The following is a 19135-nucleotide window of genomic DNA, read 5'->3' on the forward strand; positions in this document are numbered from 1 at the left end:
GAGTCGAGACCGGCGGGTTCCGAGAACCGGCCTTTGCCGGCCGAAGCCTTTATAGAACGGACACACTTATGAGGGCTTCGGCCGGCGAAGGCCGGAGCGGAGCGTACTCAAAGTACGTGAGCACCGAAGCGCAGGAACCTGCCGTTCGCAGACCGGCCTCACCTGAATCTCGGCATTGGCTAGAACGCCGCGCCGCGGCGCTCCGCCGGCCGCACCTCGTCCAGCAGCGTGCGGATGACACCGGCCATGCTTGCGTTCATGTCGCTGCGCCACAGCGCGAAGGCGACATTGGCCTCGACGAAACCTTCCGGCGAGCCGCAATCGAAGGTGCGACCCTTGTAGTGATAGCCGAAGAAAGGCTGCTGTTTTTCCAGCTTCAGCATCGCGTCGGTCAGCTGGATTTCGTTGCCGGCGCCGCGTTCCTGGCTTTCCAGGATGCCGAAGATTTCCGGCTGCAGGATGTAGCGGCCGTTGATGTAGAGGTTGGACGGCGCAGTGCCCTGTTTCGGCTTCTCCACCATGCCGGTGATACGGAAGCCGTGATGCGCGTCCTCGCCGCGGCCGACAATGCCGTATTTATGCGCTTCCGCCGGGTCGCATTCCTGCACGGCGACGATGTTGTTGCCGGTCGCGGCATAGAGTTCGACCATACTCCTCATGCAGCTCTTTTCCGACTGCATGATCATGTCCGGCAGGAGCAGCGCGAAGGGTTCATCGCCGACCAATTCGCGGGCGCACCAGACGGCGTGGCCGAGGCCCATCGGCACCTGCTGGCGCGTGAAGCTCGTCTGTCCCGGCGCCGGCTGCAGCCGCTGCAGGCGCGCGAGCTGGTCGTCCTTGCCGCGCTGGGCGAGCGTGTCATAGAGCTCGAACTGCACGTCGAAATGGTCCTCGATAACCGCCTTGTTACGCCCGGTGACGAAGATGAAATGCTCGATGCCGGCCTCGCGCGCCTCGTCGACTACATATTGGATGACCGGCCGGTCGACGACGGTCAGCATTTCCTTCGGGATGGCCTTGGTGGCCGGAAGAAACCGCGTGCCGAGGCCGGCGACCGGGAAAACTGCCTTGCGAACGCGCTTCATGCTGACACCCCCTTCCGTTTCGGCCAATTATCCGCTCGGCGGCACGCTCCGCAATCCCCCAAACATTTTCACGACGGAATCATTTTCACGCCGGAATGTTGGATTAACGGCGAGCAGTGAACGTAACAGCTAAAAGCCGCGATACCTCTTTTCGTTCCCGATGGCTCCTATGGTAAACTAAATACTAACCCGGTTCGGCGTTGAATGGTCTTCCTGATTTGACGAAGGAGGAAATGATGTCCGTTCGCAACACCGCGAGGCGCCTGACGGCATTGGCTACGGCCGCCGGCCTCGCGCTGGCCTTGTTGGTGCCCGCCGGTCCTGCTTTCGCCGATGCCGGGTTCCGTCAGTGGGTCGCGGGTTTTCGCGGCACCGCGGTGGCCGGCGGCGTTTCGGGCGCTGTCTACGACCAGGCTATGAGAGGCATCGAGCCCGACCCGGTCGTGCTGGAAAAGGCCCGCACCCAGCCGGAATTCACCGCCCCCGCCTGGGATTATTTCGACAACCGCGTACATGACCAGTCGGTGGCCAACGGCCGGGCAATGGCGAAGAAATGGAAGCCTTGGCTCGATCGGATCGAGGCGCGGTTCGGTGTCGACCGCAATATCCTTCTGGCGATCTGGTCGATGGAATCGAACTATGGCGAGATCCTCAAGCGCGACGACATCATGCGCAATGTCATACGTTCGCTTTCCACGCTCGCCTATGGCGACGCGAAGCGCTCGAAATATGCGCGCACCCAATTGATCGCGGCCTTGAAGATCCTGCAGACCGGCGACATCGACGAGAGCCATCTGATGGGCTCCTGGGCCGGCGCGATGGGTCAGACCCAGTTCATTCCGACCAGCTATCAGCGCTATGCGGTCGACATGGACGGCAACGGCAGGCGTGACATCTGGAATTCGATCCCCGACGCGCTGGCGACCTCGGCCAATCTGCTCAAGAAGAACGGCTGGCAGGCCGGCAAGACCTGGGGCTATGAGGTCACTATCCCGGCCGGCAAACTGCCCGGCGGAGCAAAGACGATCGCCCAATGGCAGGCGCTCGGCGTCGTCAGGGCCAACGGCAAGCCGTTCAGGAACCTGACCGACAAGGCGACGCTGAAAGTGCCGGACGGCCGGGGTGGCCCCGCCTTCCTGATGATCAGGAATTTCTCGGTGATCAAAGCCTACAACAATGCCGACAAATACGCCTTGGCCGTCGGCCTGCTCGCCGACGAGATCGCCGGCGGCCCCGGCCTAGTGCAGGACTGGCAGCGGCCCTTCACCAAGCTAAGCTTCGAGGAGCGGCAGGAGTTGCAAAAGCGGCTTTCCGAGCACGGTTACTATGACGGCAAGTTCGACGGCAAGATCGGCGACGGCTCGAAGGCCGCCATCATGGCCTATCAGGCAAAGGTTGGCCTGACCCAGGATGGCTATCCGAGCCTGGAAGTGCTCAAATGGCTTCGCAAGCAGTAGAGCCTGCGGAAGCGCCAGGCGTTCTTTCAAAGACGGCACGGATGCTGTAGCGCTTCGGCTTGCGCATGACTTTGCCATGTCTGTCTGGTGATGCGCCAAGGGATGGAGAGGTGTTTGGTTTCGGTTGCGCGTATCAGGCAGAGCATTCGCCGGGCGCCTGTCCTGATTCTCGCCCTTGCCGTGCTTGTCGTCACCGCCGCCGGCGCTTTCCACGCCCCCGCGTTTGCGCAGGAGGAAAGCCGTGGCTGGTCGCTGCGCGACCTTCTGTTCCCGCGCCGCAGCGAACGCGTCGAGCCACCGTTCGAAATCCAGAAATCAAGGCCGAAACCGAAGAAGAAAGCCAAGCCGCGCCCGCCGGCCGAGCCGGAAACGCCGATCGTCGAGAAGACGAACGACGCCCATGTCGTGCTGGTGGTCGGCGATTTTCTGGCGGGCGGGCTGGCCGAGGGCCTGGACACCGCCTTTGCCGACAATCCCGCCGTCAGGATCGTCGCCCGCGCCAACGGGTCGTCGGGCTTCGTTCGCGACGATTTCTATAACTGGCCGGTCGAGATCAAGTCGCTGATCGAGACCGAGAAACCGTCGGCCGTGATCGTCATGCTGGGCTCCAATGACCGCCAGCAGATGCGGGTCGGCGAGGTGCGCGAGCAGCCGCGCTCGGAGAACTGGACCAAGGAATACGAGCGCCGCGCCGATGCGCTCGGCAAGGCCATCCAGGACACCAAGGTGCCGTTCCTGTGGGTCGGCATGCCGGCTTTCGGTGTGTCGAAGATGAACTCGGACATGCTCGCCTTCAACGACATCTACCATTCGGTCGCCGAAAAGCATGGCGGCGAATTCGTCGACGTCTGGGACGGCTTCGTCGACGAGAACGGCGCTTTCGTCACCTCCGGCCCGGACATCAACGGCCAGCCGGTTCGCCTGCGTTCCGACGACGGCATCAACGTCACCAAGGCCGGCAAGCGCAAGCTCGCCTTCTATACGGAAAAGCCGCTGGCGAAGATCCTGGGCTTGGCGGCGCCGGGAAGCGTCACGACCGTGTCGGCGCCGGCCGGAGCTCCGGTTGAGGCGCCGAAGCCGGCCGCGGCGCCCGTCATCGTCGACCGCACCGCGCCGATGCTTCTCGGCGACCCGGCGCTCGACGGCGGCACCGAGCTGCTCGGCGCCGCGCAGCCGGCCAGGGCCGATCCGAACCTGCCAGGCGAAAAACTGATCGTCGAAGGCAAGGCGCCCGCCGCCTCGCCCGGCCGCGCCGACGATTTTTCGTGGCCGCCGAAGACGCAGCCGGCGACAGCAGCCGTCGAGTCGGACTCCACGCCCGCCAGCCCTTAATCGACGTCCATCGGATTCGTCGGGATGAGATCACCCTTAGATCGTCCTGCGCGAAAGCGATTTCACGCTAGGCCGAACAATGGCATTGTTCTATCCCGCTGGGATTACAGGGGGGCGAACATGTCGGCGACGGGCTATGCCTTGCTTGGCTTCGTAACTTGGACCCTCCTCCTGCTTGTATGGATGGAGATCCTGCGCACCCACCTTGTGGTGAGCGGCCGCATCCCGGCAAATGGCTTCACGCCGGATAACGCAGGTCTTTCGCCCTTTTTGCAGCGGCTTGCGCGAGCCCACGCCAATTGCATTGAGGGACTCCCGATATTCGGTGGCCTCATGGGCGTGGCCATGATGACTTCGCGGACGGGGATCACCGACCCCCTTGCATACTGGTTTATCGCCGCGCGGCTAATCCAGTCGGCCATTCATCTGGCGTCGACAAGTCCAAACGCGGTCAAGGCTCGATTTTCCGCGTTCGCGGTCCAGATGGCCATCGGCCTCTACTGGGCGGTAAAGCTGCTGGCCGGTTAGGCGCTTCAAGAAGCTAGAGCATGATCCCGAGAAGTGGGAACCGGTTTTCGGATAAAGATCATGCTCCAACAAAGAGTTAGACCGTGACGGCGATTCAACGAAACGCCATCAGGGTCTAATGGCTGAGTGCTTTGAAGCCTTACCGCGGCAGTACCGTCGATCCCATCAATGCCTCGTCGATCGAGCGCGCCGCCTGCCGGCCCTCGCGGATCGCCCAGACCACAAGTGACTGGCCACGACGCACGTCGCCAGCCGCATAGAGCTTGTCGATGCTGGTCCTGTAGTCGTGGTCGTTCGCCTCGACATTCTTCGAGCGGCGGCTGTCGGTGATGACCTTGATCTTACCGTCGAGCTCTTTCATCAGGCTGTCGCTCGCAGGACCGGCAAAGCCGATGGCGATGAAGGCGAGATCGGCGCGGATGACGAACTCGGTGCCGGGAATCGGTTTGCGCTTGTCGTCAACCTCGCAGCAGCGCACACCGGTCAACTGGCCGTCCTCGCCGATGAATTCGAGCGTCGCCACCTGAAATTCGCGCTCGGCCCCCTCGGCCTGCGAGGAGGACGTGCGCATCTTCGTCGCCCAGTAGGGCCATACCGCCAGCTTGTCTTCCTTCTCCGGCGGCTGCGGGCGGATGTCGAGCTGCGTCACGCGCACCGCGCCTTGGCGGAAAGCGGTGCCGATGCAGTCGGACGCGGTGTCGCCGCCGCCGACCACGACGACATGCTGGCCACCGGCGATGATCGGGTGCGATGGCCAGGCCACCGACTGGATCGGCTCGCCGCCGACGCGACGGTTCTGCTGCACGAGATAGGGCATCGCGTCATAGACGCCGCTGAAGTCGCTGCCCGGAATGCCGGCCGGGCGCGGCGTTTCGGAGCCGCCGCAATAGAGCACCGCGTCGAATTCCTCGATGAGATCGGCCGCCTTCATGTCGACGCCGACATTGACACCGCAATGGAAAGTCACGCCCTCGCCCTGCATCTGCTCGATGCGTCGGTCGATATAGTGCTTCTCGATCTTGAAATCGGGGATGCCGTAGCGCATCAGCCCGCCGGGACGGCTTTCGCGCTCATAGACATGCACGTCATGGCCGGCGCGGCCGAGCTGCTGCGCCGCCGCCATGCCGGCCGGACCGGAGCCGATGACGGCGACACGCTTGCCGGTCTTCTTCTCCGGCGGATAAGGCCGGATGTGGCCGGTCTCGTAGGCCTTGTCGGCGATCGCCTGCTCGATCGTCTTGATGGCGACCGGAATGTCTTCGAGGTTGAGCGTGCAGGCTTCCTCGCACGGCGCCGGGCAGATGCGGCCGGTGAATTCCGGGAAATTGTTGGTCGAATGCAGGTTGCGGATCGCGCTGTCCCAGTCGCCATTGTAGACGAGATCGTTCCAGTCGGGGATCTGGTTGTGTATCGGGCAGCCGGTCGGCCCGTGGCAGTACGGGATGCCGCAATCCATGCAGCGCGCGGCCTGTTTCTCGACCTCCTTATCCGACATCGGCAGCGTGAATTCGCGGAAATGCCGGATGCGGTCAGAGGCCGGCTGATACTTGTGCACCTGCCGGTCGATCTCGAGAAAGCCTGTTACCTTGCCCATAGTCCAGTCCCTGCTGTCCGAAGGCACGCTTTTTGTCGCGCACCCGTTAACCCCTTAAGGCTGCCATGGCAACCGCACCTTGTTGGAGCATGACCTTCGCCGAAAACCGGTTCCCACTTCGGGGTCATGCTCGCGGGGTCAGGATTGTTGGTGAGGATGCCGGCCGGGAAGTCATCTGCCCGGCCCGCGCCCGAAGGCCTATTCCGCCGCCACGCTCATGCGCATGCGTTCCATCTCGATCAGCGCGCGGCGATATTCGACCGGCATGATCTTTCGGAATTTCGGCCGGAAATTCTGCCAGTTGTCGAGGATCTCGCGGCCGCGCACCGAACCGGTGAAATGCACGTGGTTCGAGATCAGCTGATAGAGCCGTTCCTCGTCATGGCTGGTCATGTCGCCCGACACGTCGACGCGGCCCTTGTGGTCGAGGTCGCCGCCGTGATGGAGCAGCTTCTCCATCAGGTCGTCCTCTTCCGGTACCGGCTCGAGCTCGACCATCGCCATGTTGCAGCGTTCGGCGAAGTCGCCTTTCTCGTCCAGCACATAGGCGACGCCGCCCGACATGCCGGCCGCGAAGTTGCGTCCGGTCTTGCCGAGCACGACCACGATGCCGCCGGTCATGTATTCGCAGCCATGATCGCCGACGCCTTCGACGACGGCGGCCACGCCGGAATTGCGCACCGCGAAACGCTCGCCGGCGACGCCGGCGAAATAGGCCTCGCCCTCGGTGGCGCCGTAAAGCACCGTGTTGCCGACGATGATCGAGTCAGCCGCGACGATCTTGGCTTCTTCCGGCGGGCGGATGACGATGCGGCCGCCCGACAGGCCCTTGCCGACATAGTCGTTGCCGGCGCCGACGAGCTCGAACGATACGCCGCGCGCCAGAAAGGCGCCGAAGGACTGGCCGGCGGTGCCGGTGAGCTTCACCTTGATCGTGTCCTCGCGCAGGCCCTTGTGCTTGAACCGCTTGGCGACTTCACCCGACAGCATGGCGCCGACAGAGCGGTCGACATTGCGGATCGGCAGCTCGATGGTCAAGGGCTGCTTGGCATCCAGCGCCGGCTTCGCCAGTTCGATCAGCTTGCGGTCGAGCACGTCGTCGATCGGATGCTTCTGCCGTTCGGTCCAATGCAGCGCCTCATGCGGCGCGTCCGGCTTGAAGAACATCTTCGAAAAATCGAGCCCGCGCGCTTTCCAGTGCTGAATGACATCGCGCTTTTCCAGGAGATCGGTGTCGCCGATGATCTGGTCGAGATGGGTGTAGCCCATTTCGGCAAGCAGCGCCCGCACCTCTTCCGCCACATAGAAGAAGAAGTTGATGACGTGCTCGGGCGTGCCCTTGAAGCGCTTGCGCAGCACCGGGTCTTGCGTCGCCACGCCCACCGGACAGGTGTTCAAGTGGCACTTGCGCATCATAATGCAGCCGGCCGCGATCAGCGGCGCGGTCGAGAAGCCGAACTCGTCGGCGCCGAGCAGCGCGCCGATGATGACGTCGCGCCCGGTGCGCAAGCCGCCATCGACCTGCAGCGCGACGCGCGAACGCAAGCCGTTGAGCACCAGCGTCTGGTGCGTTTCGGCAAGGCCCATTTCCCACGGGCTGCCGGCATGCTTGAGCGAGGTCAGCGGCGAAGCGCCGGTGCCGCCGTCATAGCCGGAGATGGTGATGTGGTCGGCGCGCGCCTTGGCGACGCCCGCCGCGACCGTGCCGACGCCGACCTCCGACACCAGCTTGACCGAGACGTCAGCCGCCGGATTGACGTTCTTCAGATCGTAGATCAGCTGCGCCAGATCCTCGATCGAATAGATGTCGTGATGCGGCGGCGGCGAGATCAGGCCGACGCCGGGCGTCGAATGCCTGACCTTGGCGATGGTCGCGTCGACCTTATGTCCAGGCAACTGACCGCCTTCGCCGGGCTTGGCACCCTGCGCGACCTTGATTTGCATGACATCGGAATTGACCAGATATTCCGCCGTGACGCCGAAGCGGCCCGAAGCGACCTGCTTGATCGCCGAGCGTTCCGGGTTCTTGCCGCCGCCAGGCAGCGGCAGATAGCGGTCGGCCTCTTCGCCGCCCTCGCCGGTGTTGGACTTGCCGCCGATGGCGTTCATGGCGCGCGCCAGCGTGGTGTGCGCTTCCCTGGAGATCGAGCCGAACGACATCGCCCCAGTCGAGAAGCGCTTGACGATCTCGGCCGCCGGCATCACGTCTTCGAGCGCGACCTTCTTGCGGCCGGTCTCTTCCGCTGTTCTTATCTTGAACAGGCCGCGGATGGTCTGCGCTCTGGCTGTCGCGCTGTCGATCTGCGCCGAATACTCCTTGAACGTATCCCAGGAGCCCTGCCGCACGGCGTGCTGCAGGCTGGCCACCGCATCGGGCGACCACATATGCGCCTCGCCGCGCATGCGGAACATGTATTCGCCGCCGACCTCGAGATTGTTGCGCAGCACCGGATCGCTGCCGAAGGCATCGCTGTGACGGCTGAGCGTCTCGGTGGCGATCTCGTCCAAGCCGACGCCTTCGATCAGCGTCGCCGTGCCGGTGAAATACTTCTCGACGAAATCGGACTTCAGCCCGATGGCGTCGAAGATCTGCGCGCCGCAATAGGATTGGTAGGTCGAGATGCCCATCTTGGACATCACTTTGAGGATGCCCTTGCCGATCGACTTGATGTAGCGCGAGACCACCTCGTATTCGTCGACCTCTTCCGGCAGCTCGCCGCGCTTGTGCATGTCGAGCAGCGTGTCGAAGGCCAGATAGGGGTTGATCGCCTCGGCGCCGTAACCGGCCAGGCAGCAGAAATGATGCACCTCGCGCGGCTCGCCGGATTCCACCACGAGGCCGACCGCGGTGCGCAGGCCCTTGCGGATCAGATGATGGTGCACGGCCGCCGTCGCCAGCAGCGATGGAATGGCGATGCGGTCCGGCCCGACCTGGCGGTCGGACAGGATGATGATGTTGTAGCCGCCGGCTACCGCCGCCTCCGCGCGCTCGCAGAGGCGGTCGATGGCGCCTTGCATGCCGGCGGCGCCCTCGTTCGAGCCATAGGTGATGTCGATCGTCTTGGTGTCGAAACGGTCCTCGGTGTGGCCGATCGAGCGGATCTTTTCCAGATCGCCATTGGTCAGGATCGGCTGGCGCACTTCGAGCCGCTTGCGGCGCGACGTGCCGACGAGGTCGAAGATGTTCGGCCGCGGCCCGATGAACGACACCAGGCTCATCACCAACTCCTCGCGGATCGGGTCGATCGGCGGGTTGGTGACCTGGGCGAAGTTCTGCTTGAAATAGGTGTAGAGCAGCTTCGACTTGTCCGACATCGCCGAGATCGGCGTGTCGGTGCCCATCGAACCCACCGCTTCCTGGCCGGTGGTGGCCATTGGCGCCATCAGAAGCTTGGTGTCTTCCTGCGTGTAGCCGAAGGACTGCTGGCGATCGAGCAGGCTGACATCCTTGCGCAGCGCGCGCGGCTCGACCGGCTTCAGGTCTTCGAGGATGAGCTGCGTGTTGGCGAGCCAGGTCTTGTAGGGATGCCTGGTCGCGATCTCCGACTTGATCTCCTCGTCGGAGACGATGCGGCCCTTGGCGAGGTCGATCAGCAGCATGCGGCCGGGCTGCAGCCGCCACTTCTGCACGATCTTTTCCTCCGGCACCGGCAGCGCGCCGGCTTCCGACGCCATGATGACGCGGTCGTCATCGGTGACGATATAGCGCGCCGGGCGCAGGCCGTTGCGGTCGAGCGTGGCGCCGATCTGGCGCCCGTCGGTGAACACCACCGCCGCAGGCCCGTCCCACGGCTCCATAAGCGCCGCATGGTACTCGTAGAAAGCCTTGCGGTCGGCGTCCATGAGCTTGTTGCCGGCCCAGGCTTCCGGGATCAGCATCATCATGGCGTGGGTAAGCGAATAGCCGCCCTGGAACAGGAACTCGAGCGCGTTGTCGAAGCACGCCGTGTCCGACTGGCCCTCATAGGAAATCGGCCACAGCTTCGAGATGTTGTTGCCGAACAGCTCGGAATCGACCGAGGCCTGACGCGCCGCCATCCAGTTGTTGTTGCCGCGCACGGTGTTGATCTCGCCGTTATGCGCGACCATGCGATAGGGATGCGCCAGCTTCCACGACGGGAAGGTGTTGGTCGAGAAGCGCTGGTGAACCAGGATCAGCGCCGTTTCGAAGCGCGGATCCTTGAGGTCCTTGTAATAAGCGCCGACCTGGTAGGCCAGGAACATGCCCTTGTAGACGATGGTGCGCGCCGACAGCGACACGCAATAGGCGCCGACATCCTTGTTGTCGTTCTCGGCATAGATCCGGCCCGAGATCACCTTGCGCAGCAGATAAAGCCGCGCCTCATATTCCTCGTCGTCCGGAATGTCGGCCGTGCGGCCGATGAACACCTGCCGATGGAACGGCTCGGAGGCGACGATATCCGGCGCCTTCGACAGCGACGAATTGTCGACCGGCACGTCGCGGAAGCCGATGAGCGGCAGCCCTTCCGACTGCGCCGATTCGGCGATGATCTCTTCGATATGGGCGCGAAGTGCCGCGTCCTGCGGCATGAACCAGTGGCCGACGCCGTATTGACCGGCCGGCGGCAGTTCGACGCCCACGACCGCCATTTCCTCGCGGAAGAAAGCGTCCGGGATCTGCACCAGCACGCCGGCGCCGTCGCCGACCAGCGGGTCGGCGCCGACGGCGCCGCGATGGGTGAGGTTTTCCAGCATCGCCAGACCGTCCTCGACGATCCCGTGCGACTTCATGCCCTTCATATTGGCGATGAAGCCGACGCCGCAGGCGTCATGCTCGTTGCGCGGATCGTAGAGGCCCTGCGCGTTCATGCCGTTGGCAGTTCGCAGCTCTTTAGTCGGGACGGTATTTTTAACGGCTGCCGCTTTCGTCTGCGCGGCCTGGCCGTTCATCGCAGATGGCGTCAGTTCCGTCATCGTCCTATCCTCCGTTCTCCACCTTAGCCCCGACTGTCTCAGGGCGCTGGTTTGCCTTGGGAAGCGAGAATGCTTCCCCTTCATCCTGCTGCACGTCTCGCGAAATCCATCGAACCATACGGCTATACGCCCGGTTCGCATCCGGTATCGTACAGGCCAGAGCCGGGCCGTCTACCCGCCGCTCGCGACAATGGCCGGAATGGCAGCAATGATACGCCAGTCCAGCCTGTTTTGTGCGACAAAATAAGACAGCACTACTGTCCTAAATTTTATGGCAGAAATCAGAGAGCCGCACAAGACCGATTCACCAAAAACTTGGGCGCGCTGCGACACAAAATTTCGTGACGAGCGTCCGAAGCGCAAGCTTTGGTCCGAGTCTTTCGAGGCGACGGGCTGCTTCACCGCTTTGCCGGCGATTGGCCCTTGCGCTTCGACCGCCGAAGCGGTCAAGTCCCGCCGCTTTTGCCAATCACGATATGGACCTATCGATGTTCTTTGCATCCGACAACTGGGCCGGCGTCCACCCCGACATTTCGGCCAACCTGTCGCGCCATGCCGCCGGCACCGCTGTCGCCTATGGCGACGGCGATCTGGACCGCGCCGTCTATCGCCGCTTCAGCGATATCTTCGAGCGTGAGGTGCAGGTCTTCTTCGCCGCGACCGGCACCGCCGCCAACGCGCTTTCGATGGCTGCGTTGAACCGCATAGGCGGCATCGCGCTCTGCCATTCCGAGGCGCATATGAATGTCGACGAATTCGGCGCGATGGGTTTCTACACCGGCGGCGCGCGCATGGCGCCGGTGCCGGGACCGCTGGGGCGTATGAACCCCGAGGCTCTCGACCGGGCCATCAAGCGCTATTCGCAGGATCTGGCCCCTGCCGGCCAGCCGATGGCGGTCACCGTCACCCAGGCGACCGAGGTCGGCACGGTCTACAGCGTCGAGGATGTCAAGGCGATCGCCGAGGTCAGCCGCCGCCATAAGCTGCCGCTGCACATGGACGGCGCGCGCTTCGCCAATGCGATTGCGGCGACCGGCGTCAGCCCGGCCGAAATGACCTGGAAGAGCGGCGTCGACATCATCTCCTTCGGCGGCACCAAGAATGGCTGCTGGATGGCCGACGCGGTGGTGATCCTCAATCCGGACGTCGGCAAGGACCTGCGCTTGCTGCGCCAGCGCGCCGGACAGACCTTCTCCAAGGCTCGTTTCATTTCGGCTCAGTTCGAGGCCTATCTGACGGACGATCTGTGGCTGCGTATGGCGAGGCACGCCAATCAGATGGCGGCACACCTGGCCGAGACCATCGAGGACGCGCCGGTCGGCAAACTCGCCTGGCTGCCGCAGGCCAATGAGGTGTTCGCGATCCTCACCCGCGAAACCGCCGACAAGCTGCAGGCGGCCGGCGCCAAATTCTACGAATGGGGCGTCCCGCAGGGTTTCGATGGCCATCTCGGCGACAAGGAAGCGATCTACCGCTTCGTCGCCAGCTTCGCCACGACGACGGAAGAGGTCGACCGTCTCGGTCGGTTGCTGGCCTGACTTTGCTGCCGTCGAGGAGCAAGCCGATGACTAGGCCGCCTCTCGGCTCGACGATGCGGCTGGTCCGTCCAGCGCCGAATGTGCTCGGCTTCTATGACGGCCGCGTCGATGGCGTCCGCATCTGGTCGGACGAGCCGAACTGGCTCGACGACGGCGCCTATATGCTCGGCATCTGGCACCTATGCGATCGTCGACGGATCGCAGGCGCTTGTCTACGACACGCACATCTCCCTGCCCCATGCCCGCTTCATCCGGCGGACCCTCGAGGAGATGGGCGTAACCTCGATACGCGTCGTGCTCAGCCACTGGCATGACGACCATATCGCCGGCAACGAGGTGTTTAAGGATTGCGAGATCATCGCCAACCGCCTCACCGCCGCGGCGCTCGAACGCGGCCGGACTAATATCGAAGGCGGCAATCCGCCGATCAAGCCGCTCGTGCTGCCCAACAGGACGTTCGACGACAGCCTCCGCTTGACGCTGGGAGCCATCGCCATCGAACTGCGCCAGGTCGAGATCCACAGCCATGACGGCACGGCGCTGCTGATGCCCGACGCCGGCCTGCTCTTGGCGGGTGACACGCTGGAAGACTCCGTCACCTATGTCTCGGAACCGGAACGCCTGGGCGAACATCTGGTCGACCTCGAGCGCATGGCCGGCTGGCAGTTCGACCGGATCCTGCCCAACCACGGTTCCTTTCCGGTAATCGAAGCGGGCGGCTATGACAGAAGCCTCATCGCCGCCACCGAGACCTATGTCCGAAAACTGCTTGCCTGCCGACAAGACCCCGACCTGGCCAAGCAGGATCTGCAGACCTTCGGCGCCGAGATTTTCGCCACCACGGCGACCGAGTATTTCGCGCCATACGAAGCCGTTCACCGGCGGAATGTCGAAGCCGTTCTTGCGGCAAATAATCAGTAGGTCCCTTGCAGCTAGGCCAGAAAGGGCCGCAGCAACAGCTCGACGCCGAGCAGGATCAGGAAAACCAGGAACCAGCGGCGGAAAGTAGCCGGACTGATCTTCTGGCGCAGAATTTGCCCCAGCCACATGCCGAGCAAGGCCGGCAGCACCGCAAGCGAGGATATCGCCAGATGTCCGGCATCGAACGCGCCATGCGATGCGAGTCCCAGCGCCAGGGCGATGGTGGAGAGGGTGAAAGAAAGACCGAGCGACTGGATGAGATCGTCGCGGCTCAAGCCGAGCGCCTGGATATAAGGGACGGCAGGTACCACGAAGACACCGGTGCCTCCGGTGACCAGGCCGGTGAGCAAGCCCACGGCCGGGGAAAACCAGCGCTCTGTCCTCTCCGGAACCGACGGCTGCCGCGCCAGCAATGTATAGGCAGCGTAAAGAATGAGCGCCGCGCCGAGACCCGCGGTCGTCCATTTGACGTTGTCGCTGGCAAGCAGCCGCGCGCCGATGATCGTGCCCGCGAGAATGCCTGCCATCATCAGCCAGAGCCGGCGCAGGATCGCGGAAAAACTCGGGCCGGCGAAAAGCTGCCAGACATTGGTGACGAAGGACGGAACTATGAGCAGCGAAGCGGCTGTCGCCGGCGGCATGATCGTGCCCAGTAGGCCCATGGCCAGCGTCGGCAGGCCCATGCCGGTAACGCCCTTGACTATACCGGCGAGCAGGAAAGTGATTGCGACGGTCGCCTTAAGAGCTGGGAAAAATCGGACATGGTCCTCCGTGATCCGCCGCTGCATGCTTCAAAAGAGCCAGAAAGACCCGTTGCCGGTGGCACAACAAAAAGCGGCGCCTCGCGGCGCCGCTTTTTCGTCTCGGGAGGGAGACTTTGTCCAGGATGGACCCCGCGGATTACGCGGCGGCCTTGGCCTCGATCTGCTTGGCCTTGTCCGCGGACGAGGTGATCGTGATCTTGCGCGGCTTCAACTCCTCGGGAATGTTGCGCTTGAGGTCGACGAAGAGCAGGCCGTTCTTCAGCGTGGCGCCTTCCACTTCGACGTGGTCGGCGAGCTGGAAGCGGCGCTCGAAGGACCGCGAGGCGATGCCGCGATAAAGCAGCTCCGACCCCTCGCTGTTGTTCTCTTCCTTGCGCTCGCCCTTGACGGTCAGCACGTTGCGGTGGGCTTCGATCGAGATCTCGTCTTCCGAGAAGCCGGCAACGGCCATCGAGATGCGATAGGCGTTCTCGCCGGTCCGCTCGATGTTATAGGGCGGATAAGTCTGCGCGGTCTCGGGCTGGCCAAGCGAGTCGAGCATGGTGAACAGCCGGTCGAAGCCGACAGTCGAACGATAAAGCGGGGAAAAATCAACGTGACGCATCAGGTGTTCTCCTGTTGAGCAACATGGTTTGCGTGTGACCCGGTGCGAAACCCTCGCAAGGCGTTCCGGATAGGCCAGCGACCCCGACAATCGGCGGCCGCAACCCACATTTGGGAAGCTCAAAAACCCATTTCAAGGCTTTCGTGGCGGTCGCAATGCAGCCACGTTGATGAATGGTGGATGAACCATCGCTTCGGCATCCGTTCAGTCAAGCAGCGCTAGCTTTGTCCAAGTTCGAGCAATTCCCGGAAAAGCGTGAAGCGGTTTTCCGTCCGGAATTGCCTCAAGACAGAGAGACAAGCGGCGCCTTCCCTGCCGCGACGAGGCCGAACCGGGTGCAACGTCCCTTCCTCCCGGATCGACGAGGCCGGAAGTGCGCCGCAGGCACTTCCGGCCTTCCTCTTCGCGGCTTGCCGCGTAAATCCTCGCAACGCTTTGCTTTTGCCGGCTGGCCGTCTATCACCATGCCGACGCCTCGCCCATCCGAGCAAAGAACAAGCAACGACGCCGAATGACGGATCTTTTCCATCTGACCGAGGACAATCCCGCGCCGCAGAATGCCGCGGGCGGCTTCTTCACCACGCCTGACGGCAAGAAGATCCGCTACGGCGTCTTCGCCGCGGTCGCTCGTCCGTTGCAGGGCACGGTGGTTCTGCTGACCGGGCGCAACGAATGCATCGAGAAATATTTCGAGACCATCCGCGACCTCGCCGATCGCGGCTTCGGCGTCGCCATCCTCGACTGGCGCGGCCAGGGCGATTCCAGCCGCCTGCTGCGCGACCGCCAGCGCGGCTACGTCCGCAGCTTCCGCGACTATGCGCGTGATCTCGAGCAATTCTTCGAGGAGATCGTGCTGCCCGACTGCCGCGGCCCCTATTACATCCTCGCCCACTCGACCGGGGCCGTGATTGCGCTGCTTGCCTCGCCATCCATGGTCAACCGGGTGCGGCGCATGGTGCTGCTGGCGCCTTTTCTGGAGGTGCCGGACCTGCCGGTCTCGATCGCCACGGTGCGACGCGTCTGCGCGATCTTCTGCGCGCTGGGTCTCGGCCGGCTCTACGCCGCGCTCGGTCCGCGGCCGAAAGTGCCGCCGGCTTTCGAGGTGAACAAGGTGACCTCGGATCCCGCGCGCTACCGGCGCAATGTCGGCATCTACGAGGCCTGGCCGCAGCTGGCGCTCGGCGGCCCGACCATCCGCTGGCTGAAAGCTGCAGCCGCGGCCGCGAAAGCCATCAGCGATCCGGATTTCATGGCAAGGATCAAGGTGCCGATGCTGATCGTCGCCGCCGGCGCCGACCGGGTGGTCTCGACCAAGGCGGTGGAAGCCTATGCCAGGAAACTGCGCGTCGGCTCGCTGTTGATGATCGACGGTGCCCAGCACGAAATCCTGCAGGAGAAGGACATCTATCGCGAGCAGCTCCTGGCCGCCTTCGACGCCTTCATTCCCGGCACCGGTGACGCTCTCTGAGCGCGCGCCCGCTCAGCCGCGCAGCGCCGCCATCGCCGCCGCGTGAAGCTCGGGCGTCGCGGCCGCCAGTATGTCGCCGCCCTTCTCAGCCGGCCCGCCTTCGAAAGTGGTGATGACGCCGCCGGCCTTTTCGATGAGCGGGATCAGCGCGACGATGTCGTAGGGCTTCAGGCCCGGGTCGGCGACGATGTCGATGCTGCCGGCCGCCAGCATGGCGAAGGCGTAGCAATCGGTGCCATAGCGGGCGAGTTGCACCTTTGTCTCGAACTGGTCGTAGCGCTTGCGCGCATCCCCCTTGAACAGGGCCGGCGTGGTCGTGAACAGCGTCGCTTGCGCGAGCTCGGTCGTCTTGCGAGTCGCGAGCCGGCGCGGGCCGCCCGGGCCTTCGTAATGCGACCCCGAAGCGTTGGCGTAGAACAGCTCGCCGGTGAAGGGTTGCGACATCATGCCGGCGACCGCGTCGCCATCGACGGTCAGCCCGACCAGCGTTCCCCAGACCGGGATGCCGGAAATAAAAGCGCGGGTGCCGTCGATCGGGTCGATCACCCAGACATGCCGGCTGGCGAGGTTCTGGCTGCCATGCTCTTCGCCAAGAATCCCATGCTCGGGATATTCGGAGGAGATCAGCGTGCGGATCACACGCTCGGCTTCGCGATCGGCCTCCGTGACCGGATCGAAGCTTCCCGCAAGCTTGTTGGTGACCGTTCCCTCGCTGCGGAAGCGCGGCAAGGTTTCCGCGGCGGCGGCATGCGCGATGCGCCGCATGAAATCGGTGCTGATATCCAAGTCGCTCTCCCCATCGCGGCTCTTGCCAGCCGCTCTTTCTCGCAGAACAGGCGCTTTGAAGACCGATCAGGCGCCCGCTTTTTGTTGCCCGAATGCCACATCTGAACCGCCGAAGCGGAATTTCCACATCATATTGAATTAAAAACGCCGATGTCGATTGACATTTGTGCGACGCACAATAATTTTGTTATCGGACAGGTTTTCCTGTCCATGCCCTCCTTGGGCGTTTCCTCCCTAGACTTCGACCGTGTCGTGAAAACGATGCGGTCTTTTTTTCGAGCAATTCCAGGAAAAGTGTGACGCGGTTTTCCGTCCGGAATTGCGTTTATGAGAACTCGGCCCGCCGACCGCGCTGTCATTCGGCCGCGAGCGGCAAATCGACGAAATGATGGTCGGGCATCGACATCAGGTCGGCCGAGAAGCGGGTCAGGTCATCGGCCAAAGCGTCGAAGCCGGCCGATTTCTGGAACGTCCGCTCGTCCATGTAAAGCCCGCGATTGACCTCGATCTGCAGCGCATGCAGATGCCGAGCCGGCCTGCCATAATGCTCGGTGATGAAACCTCCGGCATAGGGCTTGTTGTGCGCGACCGTATAGCCCATGCCGACAAGCAGGCCGATCGCCGTTTCGGTGAGCGCCGGCGAGGCCGAGATGCCGAACCGGTCGCCGATGATGAAGTCGGGCCGCACGCCATTGTCGCCGACGCGGATCGAGGCCGGCATCGAATGGCAGTCGACCAGCACGGCATAGCCGAACCTGGCATGCGTCCTGGCCAGCAGCCGCTTCAGCGTCTCGTGATAAGGCTTGTACACCGCCTCGATCCGTCCGATCGCCTCGGCCAAAGGCAGCCGGCCGGGATAGATGTCGAGCCCCTCGCCGACCAGCTTCGGCACAGTGCCCAGCCCGCCGGCGACACGCGCCGAGCGGATGTTGCAGAAGGATGGCACCGGCTCCGCGAACATGCGTGGATCGAGTTCCCAGGGCTCGCGGTTGACGTCGAGATAGGCGCGCGGAAAATTGGCCGAAAGCAGCGGCGCGCCGAGCGGCACGGCGCCGCCGAAAAGCTCCTCGACATAGCAGTCCTCCGACCGGCGGATGGCGTTGCGGTCGAGCCGCGCCATGGCCAGGAAACGCTCCGGATAGTGGCGGCCGCTATGCGGTGAGTTGAACAGGAAGGGGACACGCTGTTCGGCGCCCGATCGGATTTCGAAGGGTGGAACGACCGAAAAATCCTCGGCTGCCGTCTTCAATTTGTACGAACCAGGAAACAGCACTGCATCATGACGCAAAACTTGCCACCTTGCGCCCGGCATGTCCAGCATTTCAGGCGGCGAAACCGCGCTTCGAACCGGATGTTGGATGCCCTTCATTCACTTGATGTTTACCGGCCCCACCTCATATACAGGATGGTTAACGGCCTTGCCCGGCGGCAGGCTTGGGGCGGGTGATTCGGACGGGATATGATGGCACGCATTCTGCTGGCGGAAGACGATGACGATATGCGCCGCTTCCTTGTCAAGGCGCTGGAACGCGCCGGCTACCAGGTAAGCGATTTCGACAATGGCGCCAGCGCCTATGAGCGGCTGCGCGAAGAGCCTTTCTCGCTGCTTTTGACCGACATCGTCATGCCGGAGATGGATGGCATCGAGCTCGCCCGCCGGGCCACCGAGATCGATCCGGACCTCAAGGTGATGTTCATCACCGGTTTCGCCGCGGTCGCGCTCAATCCCGATTCCAAGGCGCCCAAGGACGCCAAGGTGCTGTCCAAGCCCTTCCACCTGCGCGATCTCGTCAACGAGGTCGAGAAGATGCTGCAGGCCGCCTGAGCCGTCTGTGGCCTGCATCGAGGCTCGCATCGGCAGGGACTTCACCGATGCAACAAACGGAAGCCGTCTTTCCACATTCCCGCTATTGACGCGCCGGATCAAAAATGGTGTATGCGCGGCTTCGGATGGGCGTGTAGCTCAGCGGGAGAGCACTGCATTGACATTGCAGGGGTCACAAGTTCAATCCTTGTCACGCCCACCATCCTTCCAATAGCTTAGCTAAGTGTTTGATCCCAGGCTTTGATGGGGCATCCTTATCCTCCGAATCAAAGGATGCGCTATGGGCCAGGTTCTTCAT

At 63.3% G+C, this 19135-nt stretch carries 15 protein-coding genes and 1 tRNA gene; 8 read left to right on the plus strand and 8 right to left on the minus strand.

Going from position 1 to position 19135, the window contains the following annotated elements:
- Window positions 1-179: 179 nt before the first annotated feature.
- Window positions 180-1085 (minus strand): UTP--glucose-1-phosphate uridylyltransferase GalU, encoded by a 906-nt coding sequence (galU, locus tag LB528_RS04235; RefSeq protein WP_224514564.1) that lies wholly within the window; start codon window positions 1083-1085, stop codon window positions 180-182.
- 236 nt (window positions 1086-1321) lie between these two features.
- On the opposite strand from galU, the gene LB528_RS04240 reads away from it, so the two are divergent.
- From LB528_RS04240 to LB528_RS04250, 3 genes are all read left to right on the plus strand, one after another.
- On the plus strand, window positions 1322-2542 hold the full coding sequence (locus tag LB528_RS04240) for a lytic murein transglycosylase (protein ID WP_224514565.1): 1221 nt from the start codon (window positions 1322-1324) through the stop codon (window positions 2540-2542).
- A gap of 114 nt (window positions 2543-2656) precedes the next feature.
- Complete coding sequence (locus LB528_RS04245) at window positions 2657-3874, plus strand: DUF459 domain-containing protein (protein ID WP_224713940.1); 1218 nt, start codon at window positions 2657-2659, stop codon at window positions 3872-3874.
- 120 nt (window positions 3875-3994) lie between these two features.
- Window positions 3995-4402, plus strand: coding sequence for an MAPEG family protein (locus tag LB528_RS04250; protein WP_224710840.1), 408 nt, complete (start codon window positions 3995-3997; stop codon window positions 4400-4402).
- Between the two features lie 139 nt (window positions 4403-4541).
- On the opposite strand, the gene LB528_RS04255 is transcribed toward LB528_RS04250, so the two are convergent.
- From LB528_RS04255 to LB528_RS04265, 3 genes are all read right to left on the minus strand, one after another.
- Window positions 4542-5996: a glutamate synthase subunit beta gene (locus tag LB528_RS04255; protein ID WP_224514569.1), complete on the minus strand. Its 1455-nt coding sequence runs from the start codon at window positions 5994-5996 to the stop codon at window positions 4542-4544.
- A gap of 198 nt (window positions 5997-6194) precedes the next feature.
- Window positions 6195-10931 (minus strand): glutamate synthase large subunit, encoded by a 4737-nt coding sequence (gltB, locus tag LB528_RS04260; protein ID WP_224713941.1) that lies wholly within the window; start codon window positions 10929-10931, stop codon window positions 6195-6197.
- Window positions 10932-11102: 171 nt separating this feature from the next.
- Window positions 11103-11381 (minus strand): hypothetical protein, encoded by a 279-nt coding sequence (locus tag LB528_RS04265; RefSeq protein WP_224713942.1) that lies wholly within the window; start codon window positions 11379-11381, stop codon window positions 11103-11105.
- A 38-nt stretch (window positions 11382-11419) separates the two neighbouring features.
- Here LB528_RS04265 and LB528_RS04270 point away from each other — a divergent pair, with 38 nt between their 5' ends.
- Window positions 11420-12469, plus strand: coding sequence for a threonine aldolase family protein (locus LB528_RS04270; protein ID WP_224514573.1), 1050 nt, complete (start codon window positions 11420-11422; stop codon window positions 12467-12469).
- Between the two features lie 108 nt (window positions 12470-12577).
- Window positions 12578-13390, plus strand: a complete 813-nt coding sequence (locus tag LB528_RS04275; RefSeq protein ID WP_318012272.1) for an MBL fold metallo-hydrolase — start codon at window positions 12578-12580, stop codon at window positions 13388-13390.
- Between the two features lie 11 nt (window positions 13391-13401).
- Here the strand turns inward: LB528_RS04275 and LB528_RS04280 are convergent, their stop codons facing one another.
- Window positions 13402-14178: a sulfite exporter TauE/SafE family protein gene (locus tag LB528_RS04280; RefSeq protein ID WP_224713943.1), complete on the minus strand. Its 777-nt coding sequence runs from the start codon at window positions 14176-14178 to the stop codon at window positions 13402-13404.
- A 112-nt stretch (window positions 14179-14290) separates the two neighbouring features.
- Window positions 14291-14758 carry an Hsp20 family protein gene (locus LB528_RS04285; protein ID WP_224713944.1) on the minus strand — a complete coding sequence of 156 codons (468 nt, stop codon included), beginning with the start codon at window positions 14756-14758 and terminating at the stop codon, window positions 14291-14293.
- Window positions 14759-15269: 511 nt separating this feature from the next.
- On the opposite strand from LB528_RS04285, the gene LB528_RS04290 reads away from it, so the two are divergent.
- Window positions 15270-16226, plus strand: a complete 957-nt coding sequence (locus tag LB528_RS04290) for an alpha/beta fold hydrolase (RefSeq protein WP_224514577.1) — start codon at window positions 15270-15272, stop codon at window positions 16224-16226.
- 12 nt (window positions 16227-16238) lie between these two features.
- Here LB528_RS04290 and hisN read toward each other — a convergent pair whose 3' ends face one another.
- Both hisN and LB528_RS04300 read right to left on the minus strand, forming a co-directional pair.
- Window positions 16239-17012: a histidinol-phosphatase gene (gene hisN, locus LB528_RS04295; RefSeq protein ID WP_224713945.1), complete on the minus strand. Its 774-nt coding sequence runs from the start codon at window positions 17010-17012 to the stop codon at window positions 16239-16241.
- A gap of 355 nt (window positions 17013-17367) precedes the next feature.
- Entirely contained in the window at window positions 17368-18324 is a 957-nt protein-coding gene (locus LB528_RS04300; protein WP_224713946.1) for an N-formylglutamate amidohydrolase, read from the minus strand.
- A gap of 150 nt (window positions 18325-18474) precedes the next feature.
- On the opposite strand from LB528_RS04300, the gene cpdR reads away from it, so the two are divergent.
- Both cpdR and LB528_RS04310 read left to right on the plus strand, forming a co-directional pair.
- Window positions 18475-18837 carry a cell cycle two-component system response regulator CpdR gene (gene cpdR, locus LB528_RS04305; protein WP_006199474.1) on the plus strand — a complete coding sequence of 121 codons (363 nt, stop codon included), beginning with the start codon at window positions 18475-18477 and terminating at the stop codon, window positions 18835-18837.
- Between the two features lie 127 nt (window positions 18838-18964).
- Window positions 18965-19039, plus strand: a tRNA-Val gene (locus LB528_RS04310).
- Window positions 19040-19135 lie beyond the last annotated feature (96 nt).

Origin of the sequence: Mesorhizobium sp. CA4 (genome assembly GCF_020165075.1) — a bacterium.
Lineage (GTDB): Bacteria > Pseudomonadota > Alphaproteobacteria > Rhizobiales > Rhizobiaceae > Mesorhizobium.

What these genes read in the sequence shown, in the direction of transcription:
- galU (WP_224514564.1), bottom strand. Translation starts at nt 1,085, where the DNA reads ATGAAGCGCGTTCGCAAGGCAGTTTTCCCGGTCGCCGGCCTCGGCACG.
- LB528_RS04240 (WP_224514565.1), top strand. Translation starts at nt 1,322, where the DNA reads ATGTCCGTTCGCAACACCGCGAGGCGCCTGACGGCATTGGCTACGGCC.
- LB528_RS04250 (WP_224710840.1), top strand. Translation starts at nt 3,995, where the DNA reads ATGTCGGCGACGGGCTATGCCTTGCTTGGCTTCGTAACTTGGACCCTC.
- LB528_RS04255 (WP_224514569.1), bottom strand. Translation starts at nt 5,996, where the DNA reads ATGGGCAAGGTAACAGGCTTTCTCGAGATCGACCGGCAGGTGCACAAG.
- gltB (WP_224713941.1), bottom strand. Translation starts at nt 10,931, where the DNA reads ATGACGGAACTGACGCCATCTGCGATGAACGGCCAGGCCGCGCAGACG.
- LB528_RS04270 (WP_224514573.1), top strand. Translation starts at nt 11,420, where the DNA reads ATGTTCTTTGCATCCGACAACTGGGCCGGCGTCCACCCCGACATTTCG.
- LB528_RS04275 (WP_318012272.1), top strand. Translation starts at nt 12,578, where the DNA reads ATGGCGTCCGCATCTGGTCGGACGAGCCGAACTGGCTCGACGACGGCG.
- LB528_RS04280 (WP_224713943.1), bottom strand. Translation starts at nt 14,178, where the DNA reads ATGCAGCGGCGGATCACGGAGGACCATGTCCGATTTTTCCCAGCTCTT.
- LB528_RS04285 (WP_224713944.1), bottom strand. Translation starts at nt 14,758, where the DNA reads ATGCGTCACGTTGATTTTTCCCCGCTTTATCGTTCGACTGTCGGCTTC.
- LB528_RS04290 (WP_224514577.1), top strand. Translation starts at nt 15,270, where the DNA reads ATGACGGATCTTTTCCATCTGACCGAGGACAATCCCGCGCCGCAGAAT.
- LB528_RS04300 (WP_224713946.1), bottom strand. Translation starts at nt 18,324, where the DNA reads ATGCCGGGCGCAAGGTGGCAAGTTTTGCGTCATGATGCAGTGCTGTTT.
- cpdR (WP_006199474.1), top strand. Translation starts at nt 18,475, where the DNA reads ATGGCACGCATTCTGCTGGCGGAAGACGATGACGATATGCGCCGCTTC.